This window comes from Amaricoccus sp. W119 (assembly GCF_047275745.1).
Taxonomy (GTDB): domain Bacteria; phylum Pseudomonadota; class Alphaproteobacteria; order Rhodobacterales; family Rhodobacteraceae; genus Amaricoccus.
Genome location: NZ_JBKQWU010000004.1, coordinates 57659 through 70268, shown reverse-complemented (window position 1 = coordinate 70268; position 12610 = coordinate 57659). Strand labels below are relative to the sequence as shown.

Here is a 12610-nt window from a genome sequence, read left to right as displayed (position 1 = left end):
GCCCGTCAGTATGCGCTTCGCGTGTTGAGCAACCGGAGCGGCGTCAGGAACAGGATGCGCAGGTCGAACCAGGGCGACCAGTTCTCGATGTAGTAGAGGTCGTGCTCGAAGCGCTGGCGCAGCTTCTCCGGGTCGTCCACCTCACCGCGCCAGCCCTCGATCTGTGCCCAGCCGGTGATCCCCGGCCGCATCCGGTGCCGCGCCGCGTAGCCGTCGACGATCTCGGCGAAGGCCACCTGCTGGCTCGTGATCGCGACGACGGCGTGCGGGCGCGGTCCGACGAGCGAGAGTTCCCCGCGCAGCACGTTGAAGAGCTGCGGCAGTTCGTCGATCGAGTACTTGCGGATGAAGCGACCGACTCGGGTCACGCGGGGATCGTCCTTGGTCACGATCCGGCGCGCGGCGGGATCGCAGTCGTCCGCGTACATCGAGCGGAATTTCCAGACCAGCACCGGGCGGTGGTTGAAGCCGTGCCGCGGCTGGCGGAACAGCGCCGGCCCCGGGCTGTCGAGCCGGATCGCGAGCGCGACCAGTGTCATCGGGAGGGCCAGCAGGACGAGCGCGAGGCTCGCGCCCACGAGATCCATCGCCCGCTTCAGGATCGCGCCCCGCGCGTCGAGCGGCCGCGAGCCCAGCACGCGCAAGGCGCCACCCGCGCCGGCGCGGCGAAAGCCCATGTCCGCGCTGTAGGTCGAAAGCCGGATGTCGAGCGGCAGGACGGAGAGCGGCCGCAGGATCTGCTGGATTCGCGCGGTCGCCGCGAGCGGCAGGGCCACGATCAGCATGTCGATCTCCGCCGCGCGCGCGAAGGCGATCAGTTCGCGCGTCGTGCCGAGCCGCGGGATTCCCGCCGTCACCGCCGGCGAGCGCCCGGCGGCGCGGTCGTCGAAGAGGCCGCGGACGCGAATGTCGTTGTCGGGATTGGCGGCGAGACCGGTGATGAGCCGCTCGGCCTCGGGGCCGCCTCCGATCACCACCGCCCGCCGCTCGATCAGCCCGAAATCCCGTGCCCAGCCGCTCAGCACCGAAGCGAGCCCGCGCGCCGGAACGCCGAGGAACGCGAGAAACCCGAGGCAGGCCTCGGGCCGCCCCGCGGTCCAGCCAAGCACGAAACCGGTCGCCCAGACGAGGGAGGCCGTGAGGGTGAAGACGCCAAGCCCGCGCCCGAACCTGCGCAGCGCCGCGAGCCGGTAGCCCCCCGAGGCGTGAATGCTCCCGACGACCACGGCGGCGCAGACCGCGGCCCCCGCCAGCGCGCGCGCGTCCAAAGGTGCTGGGCCGGTCGCCGCCGCGAGTGCGAAGGCGAGCGCCGCCGCCGCGAAATCGAGGCTCGCCGCGATCAGCGCGGGTTCGGCCGGCGAGAGCGACGCGCGCCGAAGCGTGCGCGCGACCCCGCGGGCGGCCTCGCTCATCGTCGCGTCGTCGCTTGGCGTCGGTTCCGCCCCGCGCGCGCGTCCGCTTCCGATATTGATCACGTTCATCGCCGACAGTCCCTGCTCCCCACTCCGGGGAGCACTATCGGCGGCGAGCGTTAAGACCCGCTTTCCGGCCGGGCGTTTTCGGACCCCGCCACGTTCAGCAGTGGCCGACGGCCTTGGCGAAGACCCCCATGCCGGGCACCTCCTCGACTTCGTCGATGAAGGTCTCAAGCTCCGGATGGGGCTCGAACTCGGTGTCGATCAGGCCGATCGCGACGACATGGCCGCGCAGGATCAGGGCGCTTTCCTCCCCCTCCGCGTCCATCAGCGTGAGCCAGTCGCCGGCCTCGCGGACCTCGCCCTGAAACTCGCCCAGTGTCGTGACGACCCGGAGGCGCTTGCCATCCCAGGCCGAGATGGCTTTCGAAAGAGAGTCTGTCATGCTCGGTTCCTCTTTTGTGCCGCCGGCCATGTTCTCGTTGTTTCAGCATAATTCGCGCTGAATAATTCCCGCTGACCAGGCACGCACAGTCTTGCAGGTCGCGGCCCGTACCGGCAAGGGTCCGTTATCCGAGTTGACGAATTGTTGCTCGTCTGCCACCGCGGCCGTGAGGTCTCCGTGAGCTATCGTCCTGGCCGCGAGCTGCGTCGCGGTCCGTAGTCGTCGGGGTGGCGTGATCAGGAGGACACGTCATCGCCCCTTTCATGGCCCTTGTCGGCGGCCCGCGTCCCGGCCTGCTCGCCGGTTCGCTCCCCAGTTCGCTCGCCGGTTCGATCCCTGGGCACGATCTCGATGATATGGTCACCCTCCTGAAGCATCGCCGCGCCGTCGTGCCAGAATCCGAAGCTCTCGTGGTCGCGAATCACACGCAGGCCGATTCCGGTCGCGATCGTGGAGAGCGGCCGGCCGACCTCGTCCGGGGCGACGCCGCGTTCGCGCATCATGACATCCCCGCCGATCGCCGCGAGATCGGCCATGTATTCGGCGATATGCGGCCCATGCGCGGAGCCCGCGAGCAGGAGCCCGGCGAAGCTCGCCGGGTTGATGACGGTGCCCGCGCCGGCCTGCCGCGCCAGCGGCTCGTTGTCCTGCGCGGCGACGACGACGCTGATCGGCAGATGCGGTGCGATGCCATGCGCGGTCAGCACGATCAGGATCGAGGTGTCATCCCGGCCCGCGGTCACCGCGATGCACTTGGCGCGGTCGATCCGGACCGCTTCCAGCGTTTCGTTGCGGGTCGCGTCGCCCTCGAGCACCGCGACGCCACGCTCCGCCGCGGCCGCGACCGACCGCGGGTTCTGATCGACGACGACGATCCGTTGCGGCGGCACGCCCGTTCGCAGGAGTTCCGCGACCGCCTCGGCGCCGGTGGCGCCGTAGCCGACGACGACGACATGGCCATGCAGGTGCGACTGGATCTGACTCATGCGCCATTTCTCCCAGACATTGCGGAACAGCAGCTCATAGGCGGTTCCGAGAAAGATCAGCCAGACGAAGAGGCGGATCGGCGTGACGAGGAAGGTGTCGAAGAGCCGCGCCCGGTCGGTGACCGGCACGATGTCGCCGTAACCGACCGTGGTCACGGTGATCATCGTGAAATAGAGCACGTCGAGGAACGAGATATCCCCGTCGATATTGTCCCTCAGACCCTCCCGGTCGAACCAGTAGACGGCGAGCGTGAGCCCGATCAGCCCGATCGCGACCGAGGCCCGCATGGCGACGCGGCGCCATTCGGGGCCGCTCCGCCGTCTGAGGCGCAGGCTTTCCCTGACTATCGGGCGGCGCATCGGGGATCGGGCGACATGCTGTCAGGCGACATGGTCCGCGACATAGGCGCCCCGTTTTCCCATCGGGCGCGGCGGTCCGGCGGTCGTGTCGTGCTCCGTCGCAAGCTCCATCTCCGCGTTGAACTTGGCACCGAGCAGGACCACGAAGGCCGAGACATAGAGCCAGAGCAGGAGCGCGATGATCGCACCGAGCGAGCCGTAGGTCTCGTTGAAGTTCGCGAACCGCGAGATATAGGTCGAGAGCAGATAGGAGGCGAGAACCCAGCCGAAGGTCGCGAGGAACGCTCCCGGCGTCACCCAGCGCTTGCGCGCCGGCTTCCTGTGCGGCCCCATCCGGTAGAGCACGCCGATCACGAAAACGACCGCCACGCCGAGAATGAGCAGCGGCAGCACGCGGGCGAGCCAGGCGCCGAGCGCGCCGAAATTCTCGAAATGCAGGAAGGTCAGCACCGCCGGCAGGGCGACGACCACGACGAGCGCGAGGATCGCCATCGCGAGGACGATCACGGTCAGCAGGAACGAGCTTGCGTAGATCCAGACGATGTTGCGGGTATCGCGCTCGCGATAGACGATGTTGAGCCCCTCCATCAGCGCCATCACCCCGGCGCGCGAACTCCAGAGGGCGAGCACGATCGCGATGAGCGACGCGATCCCGAGACTGCTCGTCCCCGCCGTCAGGAGCCGGTCCACCTGGCTCTCGAGCAGCGTGTAGACATCGCCCGGCAGCACGGGCCGCACGCGTTCGAGGTTCTGCGCCACCGCGTCGGGATTGGCGAAGACGCCATAGATGCCAATGAGCGCCGCGATCGACGGGAAGACCGCGAGCATGCCGAAGAACGCCACCCCCGCCGCGATGATCGAGAGGTGGTCCTCCGAGATGCCGTTCCACACCCGCGCCAGAACGCCCTTCCAAGCGCGCCGGTTGAGCTCGCTCGGCTGCCTGGCGTCCCGCGCCGGGCGGCCGGTGGGCAGCGCGCTCACGTCCGGGTGGGTCTCGCGATCCTCGTCCCGCCACGGATCGGGCGGCAGGGTCTCGTCTTCCGCGTCCTCGCGCTCAGGTTCCTCGCGCTCGGGCTCCTCCCGCTCGGGTTCCTCCCGCTCTGGGCTCCGCGCCAAGTGTCCGTCCTCCTCCGTCGCGAGGCGGACCCGGAACAGCGTCCCGGGCCCGCCTCGGCCTTGCCATATGAAGCCGCGTCCCTACTGCATGAACCAGCCGTGGCTCACCACCACGGACTGGCCCGTCATGACGCAGTTCTTCGCCGCCGCGAAGAACAGCACCGCGTCCGCCACATCGCCCGTGGTGGTGAACTCGCCGTCCACGGTGTCCTTCAGCATGATCTTCCTGACCACATCCTCCTCGGAAATGCCGAACTCCTTCGCTTGTTCCGGAATCTGCTTCTCGACAAGCGGTGTCCGGACGAATCCGGGGCAGACGACGTTCGCGCTCACGTTGTGTTCGGCGCCTTCCTTGGCGAGCGTCTTGGCAAGGCCCGTGAGCCCGTGTTTGGCCGTGACATAGGGCGCCTTGAGCTTGGAAGCTTCCTTGGAATGGACCGAGCCCATGTAGATCACACGGCCGTAATTGGCCTTGTACATGTGCCGCAGGCAGGCGCGCGTTGTCAGGAACGCCCCGTCGAGATGGATCGCCAGCATCTTCTTCCAGGAGGCGAGGTCGAATTCGACCAGCGGCTTCACGATCTGGATGCCGGCGTTGCTGACGAGGATGTCGACGCGGCCGTATTTCTCGGCCACCGCGTCGACGCCCTTGTCGACGGCCGCCTCGTCCGTCACGTCCATCGCAACCGCCATCGCCTCGCCGCCCTTGTCGCGGATCTCCTGCGCGGTCTTCTCGGCGGCTTCGAGGTTGAGGTCGGCGATGACCGGGATGGCGCCCTCCGCGGCGAAGGCATGGGCGATCTCCCTGCCGATGCCGCTGGCGGCGCCGGTCACGATCGCCACTCTTCCGTCAAATCGAGCCATCTTGGTCTCCTTGGTCCCGTTTCGGTCCGATCGGCGCCGGTTGCGAAGCCCCTGGGCGCCGATGTCCCCGGTATCAGTTACGGGTGCGGCGCCGAAATCAAGGCCTGTTCCCCACCGGTCGTGTCGGGAACCGGGGCGCCATCGCCCGATCCGGGACGCCGCGATGCGATTGCACGGAAACCGGCGCTGCCCTAGCCTCCTTCCATGTCAGATGCGCGAACGTCCCCGCGCGCAGCACCGGGAGAACCGCGGGTGGGAGCACGGAAAGGAGCACCGGCGAAGACGGCATCCGGCCCGAAGAAGCGCCAGGACGGGCATGCGGCCCAGAATCCCGGCGAAGATCCGGGCGAGAATCCGGCCGAACATTCGGACAAGAATCCGGCCGAGCATTCGGATGGCGCGCTCGGCGCCTATCGCCGGAAGCGCGATTTCGGGAGGACGGCCGAGCCGGAAGGTGCGACGGGGGTGGACGGGGAGCCGGACGCGCGCGCGCGTGGCGGCGACCGTTTCGTCGTCCATGAGCACCATGCCACCACGAAACACTACGACCTGAGGCTGGAACTCGACGGCGTTCTGAAGAGCTGGGCCGTGCCGAAGGGCCCGTCGCTCGATCCGGCCGACCGAAGGCTCGCGGTCCAGACCGAGGATCATCCGCTCGACTACGCCGATTTCGAAGGCGTGATCCCCAAGGGCGAATACGGCGGTGGTCCGACCATCGTCTGGGACGAGGGGACATGGGCGCCGATGGGCGACGCGGCGGCCGATCTCGCCAAGGGCGCGTTCAAGTTCCGGCTCGCCGGCGAAAAGCTCCGTGGCGGCTGGATGCTCGCGCGGCTCAGACCCAGGGAGGGCGAGCGGCAGGTGCCGTGGCTGCTCATCAAGGAGAAGGACTTCGCCGCCGCCCCCGGCTCGGACGTTCTCGCGGAACGGCCGGAAAGCGTCAGAACCGGCCGCCGCGCCGAGGATCTCCTGGCGGAGCCCGCTCCCCCGCCCCGCGCCAGACGTATCCGTCCCGGGGCGCTCAAGGGCGCGGTCAAGGCGGAGATGCCCGAGAGCCTCGCGCCGCAACTCGCGACGGCGGCCGAGGCGCCACCGGAGGGGTCCGGCTGGCTGCACGAGATCAAGTTCGACGGCTATCGCGCCATGGCCTTTCTTCAGGGCGGTACCGCCCGGCTCATCACCCGGGGCGGGCTCGACTGGACACACCGCTACGGCGATCTCGGCGCGGCCTTCGAGGCGCTCGGCCACCGGAACGCGATCATCGACGGCGAGATCGTCGCGCTCGACGCGAAGGGTGTCAGCCATTTTTCCGGGTTGCAGAAGGCGCTCTCCGAAGGACCGGAGGGGCGGCTCACCTTCTTCGCCTTCGACCTGCCGTATCTCGACGGCTGGGACCTCTGCGACGTGCCGCTCGGCCGGCGCAAGGCGCTGCTCGCGTCCCTGATCGCCGCGACACCCGCCGGCTCGACTCATGGGGCGATCCAGTTCAGCGATCATGTCGAGGGCGACGGCCCCGCCTTCTTCGAGCGTGTGGGCGAGATGGGGCTCGAAGGCGTCGTCTCGAAACGCGCCGACGCGCCCTATCGCCCGGGGCGGTCGCGGAGCTGGCTCAAGGCGAAGGCGCCGCGGACGGAGGATTTCGTGATCGCGGGCTATACCGCCTCGGCGCGCGCGGGCGGGCTCGGCGCGCTGGCGCTCGGCGAATGGGAGGGGGACGAGCTTCATTACCGGGGCAAGGTCGGGACCGGCTTCGACGCGGGCACGATGGCGGATCTGCTCGACCGGCTCGAACCGCTCCGCGACGGCGCCCCGCCGCTCCCCGAGGCGCCGCGCGACGTGATCGCGGTCCGCCCGGTGCTGAGCGCGCGCATCCGCTATTCGACGCGCACCGGGAACAACTCGGTGCGCCACGCGGTTTTCCTCGGCCTGCGCGGGCTCGCACAAGGTCGAACCGGGTCGGCCGAAACGGCGACGCGGCGGGCGGCGCCGGAGCCGAGGCAACGCATGATCACCGACGCCGACCTCGCCCAGATCTCGATCACCAATCCCGAGCGCCGGCTCTTCGGCCGCTCCGGGCCGACCAAGCTCGATGTCGCGGTCTATTACGCGAAGATCGGCGAGGCGATGCTGCCGCTCATCCTGCGCCGTCCGGTCTCGCTGGTCCGCTGCCCGACCGGCAAGCCCGAGGACTGCTTCTTCCAGCGCCACCCGTTCACGGGGATGCCGAAGGCGCTGGGCACGATGCCGTTCAGGGATTCCGATGGCGAGTCCAAGACCTATCTCACCATCGACGACGCGAAGGGCTATCTCGCGCTCGCGCAGTTCGGCGTCGTCGAGTTCCATTGCTGGGGTGCGCGCAAGGACGACCCGGAGCATCCCGACCGGGTGATCTTCGACCTCGACCCCGGAGAGGGGATCGGCTGGCGCGAGATCGTCCACGCCGCGCGCCACGTCGCCGAGGCGTTGCGCGGGATGGGGCTCGTCCCCTTCGCCAAGACCTCCGGTGGCAAGGGGGTGCATGTGGTCGTGCCGGTGACGCGGAAGCTCGACTGGAAGGCGACGCACAGGGCGGCCTCGGCGATCGCGGAGGCGGTTGCGAAGACGGCGCCCGAGACCTTCGTCACGGTCATGGGTGAGAAGAACCGCAAGAACCGGATCTTCATCGACTTCCACCGCAACGCGCGCTCCGCGACGGCGGTCGCGCCCTATTCGCTCCGCGCGCGCGGAAATCTGCCCGCTTCGGCGCCCTTGACTTGGGATGATCTCGAAACAATCGACGGGCCGGGCGAATTGAATTACGCTACCCTGCCCGATCTGGTCGCCGCTTCCGGCGATCCCTGGGCCGACATGGACGAGTATGCGCGCGACCTGCCCTGAGGGCGGGCGCGGTTGAGGGGAGAAGGACATGGCACCTCGCGCCACGTGGAAGGGCTATCTGAAGCTGAGCCTCGTCAGCTGCCCGGTCCGGCTCTATCCCGCGACGAGCAGTTCGGACCGCGTACGCTTCAACCAGCTCCACAAGGACACGCACAACCGCATCAACATCAAGCCGGTCGATCCGGAATTGGGCCTGGTCGAGCGCTCCGATCTCGTGCGCGGATACGAATACGAGGACAAGAAATACGTCATCATCGACGATGCCGACCTCGAAGCGGTGCAGATCGAATCGAACCACACCATGAATATCGAGGCTTTCGTCGACGCCGACGAGGTCGATACGATCTGGCAGGACGCGCCCTATTACCTCGCGCCCGACGGGGCGATGGCGGAGGAGACCTTCATCGTGCTCCGCGAGGCGCTGAAGGACGCGAAGAAGCTCGCGATCGCCCGGCTGGTCTTGTCGAGCCGCGAGCGGGTGGTGACGATCGGCGCGCTCGACAAGGGCATGTTCGTCCAGACCCTCCGCAACCCGACCGAGGTGCGCGCGACTTCGGCCTATTTCGATTCGATCCCGGACGAGAAGCCGGACGCCGAGATGCTGGGGCTCGCCGAGGCGCTGATCGCGCAGAAGACGACGAAATTCGATCCGGGTGATTATCCCGACCGCTATGAGCAAGCGCTGATGGCGATGATCAAGGAGAAGCTGAAGGGTCACAAGCCGATCGTCGCCGCCGCGCCGGAACGCGGCAATGTCGTGAACCTGATGGACGCGCTGAAGGCGAGCCTCAGCCAGACCAAGCCGCCGGCGAAGAGCCGCGCCAAGGCCAAGCCGGCCGCGGGCGGCGAAGCCGAGGAGCCGGCGCCGAAGCCGAAACGCGCGGCGGCCGGGACGCGGAGCCCGCGCGCGACGAAGGCCAAGGCGACATCGTGACCTCCCGCCTCGCGGTCGGCCTCGTCGGCGCGCTCGACAGCCTGCCCCGGCGCCTCGCCGCCCGTGCCGTTGCCGCCCGGGGCGGTACCCTGCATCGCGGCGTCACGCGGCGAACCCGGATCATCGTCTTCGGCCGCTCGCTCCTGCGCCGGCTCGACGCGGAGGCGATCGAGGCCGAGGTGGCCGGCGCCGCCGGGCGACGGCTCCTGAGCGAGAACGCTTTCCTGCGTTTCGTCGCCGAGGTCGCGCCGGAGGATGAGCGCGCGCTTACCCGCGCCGAAGTGCTTGCCCGCTCAGGGCTCCGGGCGCACGCGCTCGACATGCTGTCGCTCTTCGACGGTTTCGCGGCGGAGGCGGAACCCTATGCCTTCCGCGACGTGATCCTCGCGCGCAAATACGCGGGCCTGATCGCGGGCGGCGCCGACTGGGCCGCGATCGCGCGGTCGGTGCACCGGCAGGGACCGGCGGTCTCGCTCACGGCGAAATCGCTCGAACTGGGCGAGGACCGCGCGATCTACGCCCGCCATGGCGAGGAATTGCGCGAGTTGGACGGGCAGCTTCTGCTCGGCTTCGAGGGCCCGGGCGCGGATGCCGACCGGCTTTTCGCCGAGGCCGAGGCGGCCGAGGCGGCGGAGGATTTCGCCGGCGCCGCCGCGCTCTATGCCCGCTGCCTCGCCGCCGATCCGGACGACAGCGACGCCGCCTTCAACCGCGCGAACTGCCTGCGCGCCTCCGGGCGGGAACGCGAGGCGGAGGAGGCGCTGTTCCGCGCCGTCTCGATCGACCCGGATTTCGTCGAGGCCTGGTTCAACCTCGCAGGACTCATGCGCGCGGGGGGTCGGGTGGCGCGGGCGCGTGACTATCTCGGCCGGGCGATCGCGATCGACCCGGGCTATGCCGACGCGGTCTACAATCTCGCGTCGCTCGAATTCGACGCGGGCGATCTCGCGGCGGCGGCGCGCTGGTGGGAGCGGTATCTGGAACTCGATTCGACCTCCGAATGGGCGCGGCGCGCGGCGCGCGGCATCGCCTTCGTTCGCGGACAGCGGGACGCGGCGGGCTGATGCCGGATTTTCTGATCGACGGCCCCGCGGACGGACCCAAGCTCGTTCTCGCGCATGGCGCGGGGGCGGCGATGGATTCGGCCGGAATGACGGCGCTGACGGCGGCGCTCACGGGCGCGGGGCTGCGGGTCGTCCGGTTCGAATTCGACTACATGGCGAGCCGCCGGCGCGGCACCGGCCGCAAACCTCCGCCCCGCGCGGAGAAGGTGATTCCCGAGTATCGTGCAGCGGTCGCCGCGCTCGCGGCCGAGGGGCCGATCCTGATCGGCGGCAAGTCGATGGGCGGGCGGGTCGCGAGCATGATCGCCGATGAACTCCACGCCGAGCGGCGCGTCGCGGGGCTCGTCTGTTTCGGCTATCCGTTCCACCCGCCGGGCAAGCCGGAGAACACGCGGACCGCGCATCTGGAGCATCTCGCCACGCCGGCGCTGATCTTTCAGGGCACGCGCGACCCGTTCGGCACGCGCGACGATGTGGCGGGCTACACGCTCTCGGAGCGGATCGAGATCGTCTGGCTCGAGGACGGCGATCATGATCTGAAGCCCCGCAGGTCGGTCTCGGGCTTCAGCGCCGCCGATCATCTCGCGACCGTCGCCGAGCGGACCCGGGCCTTCGCGGAGGCGGTCCGCTGACCCGCGATGCGTATCGCGACCTTCAACATCAACGGGCTGACGAGACGCATCGGAAACCTGCTCGACTGGCTGGAGGTCGCGCGGCCGGATGTGGTCTGCCTGCAGGAGTTGAAGACCGCGCATGACCGGTTCCCGCGCGAGAGGCTGGAAGAGGCGGGCTATGGCGCGGTCTGGCGCGGCGAGCGCACCTGGAACGGTGTCGCGATCCTCGCACGCGACGCGGTGCCGGTGATGACCCGCGACGCGCTGCCGGGCGAGGACGCGACGGCGCAGAGCCGCTACATCGAAGCGGCGGTGCGCGGCATCCTGATCGGCTGCCTTTACGCGCCGAACGGCAATCCGGCGCCGGGACCGAAGTTCGACGCGAAGCTCGTCTGGCACGATCGGTTCGAGGCACATGCCGCGGACCTGCTGGCGGCGGCGGTCCCCGTGGTGCTCGCGGGCGACTACAATATCGTGCCGGAGCCGCGCGACATCTATGAGACCCGCTCCTACGACGGAAACGCGCTGATCTCGCCGGAGGGGCGCGCGGCCTTCGCGCGACTCATCGCCCAGGGCTGGACCGACGCGCTGCGCGCACTCCATCCCGAGGGGTCGGTCTTCACCTTCTGGGACTACCGCCGGAACCGGTTCGAGCGCGATGGCGGGATGCGGCTCGACCACCTGCTGCTGTCGCCGGATCTCGCGCCGCAGCTGCGTGAGGCGGGCGTCGATCGCGAGGTCCGCGCGGCGGAAAACGCCAGCGACCATGCGCCGGTCTGGGTCCGGCTCGGCCGCGCGCGGCGGCGGGCCTGAGGAGCGGTTCCCATCCGCCCTGATCCGCGGTAGAGCAGGCGCCGCGCAAGGATGGAGAGCGACGTGAGCGAAGAGGCGAAGGGGCTGACCTATGCCGACGCCGGTGTGGATATCGACGCGGGCAACGCGCTGGTCGAGCGGATCAAGCCCGCGGCGAAACGGACCGACCGCGCGGGCGTCATGGCGGGCCTCGGCGGGTTCGGCGCGCTCTTCGACCTGAAGGCGGCGGGCTACGACGATCCGATCCTCGTCGCCGCGACCGACGGCGTCGGCACCAAGCTCCGCGTCGCGATCGACACGGGCCAGCTTGGCACGGTGGGCGTCGATCTCGTCGCGATGTGCGTGAACGATCTGGTCTGTCAGGGTGCCGAACCGCTGTTCTTTCTCGACTATTTCGCGACCGGAAAGCTCGACCCGGCGGAGGCCGCGATCGTGGTCGAGGGCATCGCCGAGGGTTGCGTCCAGGCGGGCGCCGCGCTCGTCGGCGGCGAGACGGCGGAGATGCCGGGCATGTACGCGGCGGGCGATTTCGACCTCGCGGGTTTCGCGGTCGGCGCGATGTCGCGAAGCGCGAGCCTGCCGCGCGACGTGGCGGCGGGCGATGTGCTGCTCGGCCTCGCCTCCTCGGGCGTGCATTCCAACGGCTACAGCCTCGTGCGGCGGGTGGTGGAGCGCGCCGATCTCGCCTGGGACGCGCCCTGCCCCTTCGGTGAGGGTTCCTCCGGTGAGACCACGCTCGCCGAGGCGCTGCTTGCACCGACGCGGATCTATGTGAAGCCGGCGCTCGCCGCGATCGCCCAGGGCGGCGTGCACGGCCTCGCCCATATCACCGGCGGCGGGCTGACCGAGAATCTGCCCCGCATCCTGCCCGAGGGGATCGGCGCGGAGATCGACCTCGACGCCTGGACCCTGCCCCCGGTCTTCGGCTGGCTGCGCGGGACGGCCGGTATCGCGGACGCCGAGATGCTGAAGACGTTCAACTGCGGGATCGGCCTTGTCGCCGTCGTGGCAGCCGACCGGGCCGAGGCGATCGCCGAGACTCTCGCGAAGGCGGGCGAGACGGTGACCCGGATCGGCACGCTCACCGAGGGCGCGGGTGTCCGCTACCGGGGCGCGCTCTGA

General features: G+C 69.5%; 11 protein-coding genes. 6 read left to right on the top strand and 5 right to left on the bottom strand.

Annotation, left to right across the window (positions count from 1 at the left end; translation table 11 throughout):
* Positions 1-5 precede the first annotated feature (5 nt).
* The 5 genes from ACLJK8_RS04420 to ACLJK8_RS04400 all read right to left on the bottom strand — a co-directional run bounded on the left by ACLJK8_RS04420 (position 6) and on the right by ACLJK8_RS04400 (position 5186).
* Positions 6-1481, bottom strand: coding sequence for an exopolysaccharide biosynthesis polyprenyl glycosylphosphotransferase (locus tag ACLJK8_RS04420; RefSeq protein ID WP_413148890.1), 1476 nt, complete (start codon positions 1479-1481; stop codon positions 6-8).
* 94 nt (positions 1482-1575) lie between these two features.
* Complete coding sequence (locus tag ACLJK8_RS04415) at positions 1576-1860, bottom strand: hypothetical protein (protein WP_413148889.1); 285 nt, start codon at positions 1858-1860, stop codon at positions 1576-1578.
* A 236-nt stretch (positions 1861-2096) separates the two neighbouring features.
* Complete coding sequence (locus tag ACLJK8_RS04410; RefSeq protein ID WP_413148888.1) at positions 2097-3206, bottom strand: potassium channel family protein; 1110 nt, start codon at positions 3204-3206, stop codon at positions 2097-2099.
* 21 nt (positions 3207-3227) lie between these two features.
* The gene (locus ACLJK8_RS04405) at positions 3228-4322 is read right to left on the bottom strand and encodes a YihY/virulence factor BrkB family protein (protein WP_413148887.1); all 1095 of its coding nucleotides are present in this window, start codon (positions 4320-4322) and stop codon (positions 3228-3230) included.
* Between the two features lie 81 nt (positions 4323-4403).
* Positions 4404-5186, bottom strand: coding sequence for a 3-hydroxybutyrate dehydrogenase (locus ACLJK8_RS04400; protein WP_413148886.1), 783 nt, complete (start codon positions 5184-5186; stop codon positions 4404-4406).
* 252 nt (positions 5187-5438) lie between these two features.
* On the opposite strand from ACLJK8_RS04400, the gene ligD reads away from it, so the two are divergent.
* From ligD to purM, 6 genes are all read left to right on the top strand, one after another.
* Entirely contained in the window at positions 5439-8063 is a 2625-nt protein-coding gene (gene ligD / locus ACLJK8_RS04395) for a DNA ligase D (RefSeq protein WP_413148885.1), read from the top strand.
* Between the two features lie 28 nt (positions 8064-8091).
* A complete protein-coding gene (locus ACLJK8_RS04390; RefSeq protein ID WP_413148884.1) occupies positions 8092-8997 on the top strand; it encodes a Ku protein in 906 nt (301 codons plus the stop codon).
* Positions 8994-10061 carry a tetratricopeptide repeat protein gene (locus ACLJK8_RS04385; RefSeq protein WP_413148883.1) on the top strand — a complete coding sequence of 356 codons (1068 nt, stop codon included), beginning with the start codon at positions 8994-8996 and terminating at the stop codon, positions 10059-10061. The genes ACLJK8_RS04390 and ACLJK8_RS04385 overlap by 4 nt, the downstream gene beginning before the upstream one ends.
* The gene (locus ACLJK8_RS04380) at positions 10061-10693 is read left to right on the top strand and encodes an alpha/beta family hydrolase (RefSeq protein ID WP_413148882.1); all 633 of its coding nucleotides are present in this window, start codon (positions 10061-10063) and stop codon (positions 10691-10693) included. Before ACLJK8_RS04385 ends, ACLJK8_RS04380 begins: the two co-directional genes overlap by 1 nt.
* A 6-nt stretch (positions 10694-10699) precedes the next feature.
* Entirely contained in the window at positions 10700-11488 is a 789-nt protein-coding gene (locus tag ACLJK8_RS04375; protein ID WP_413148881.1) for an exodeoxyribonuclease III, read from the top strand.
* A gap of 63 nt (positions 11489-11551) precedes the next feature.
* Positions 11552-12610, top strand: a complete 1059-nt coding sequence (gene purM, locus ACLJK8_RS04370; RefSeq protein WP_413148880.1) for a phosphoribosylformylglycinamidine cyclo-ligase — start codon at positions 11552-11554, stop codon at positions 12608-12610.

What these genes read in the sequence shown, in the direction of transcription:
- ACLJK8_RS04380 (WP_413148882.1), top strand. Translation starts at nt 10,061, where the DNA reads ATGCCGGATTTTCTGATCGACGGCCCCGCGGACGGACCCAAGCTCGTT.
- ACLJK8_RS04375 (WP_413148881.1), top strand. Translation starts at nt 10,700, where the DNA reads ATGCGTATCGCGACCTTCAACATCAACGGGCTGACGAGACGCATCGGA.
- ACLJK8_RS04410 (WP_413148888.1), bottom strand. Translation starts at nt 3,206, where the DNA reads ATGCGCCGCCCGATAGTCAGGGAAAGCCTGCGCCTCAGACGGCGGAGC.
- ACLJK8_RS04400 (WP_413148886.1), bottom strand. Translation starts at nt 5,186, where the DNA reads ATGGCTCGATTTGACGGAAGAGTGGCGATCGTGACCGGCGCCGCCAGC.
- ACLJK8_RS04390 (WP_413148884.1), top strand. Translation starts at nt 8,092, where the DNA reads ATGGCACCTCGCGCCACGTGGAAGGGCTATCTGAAGCTGAGCCTCGTC.
- ACLJK8_RS04420 (WP_413148890.1), bottom strand. Translation starts at nt 1,481, where the DNA reads ATGAACGTGATCAATATCGGAAGCGGACGCGCGCGCGGGGCGGAACCG.
- ACLJK8_RS04415 (WP_413148889.1), bottom strand. Translation starts at nt 1,860, where the DNA reads ATGACAGACTCTCTTTCGAAAGCCATCTCGGCCTGGGATGGCAAGCGC.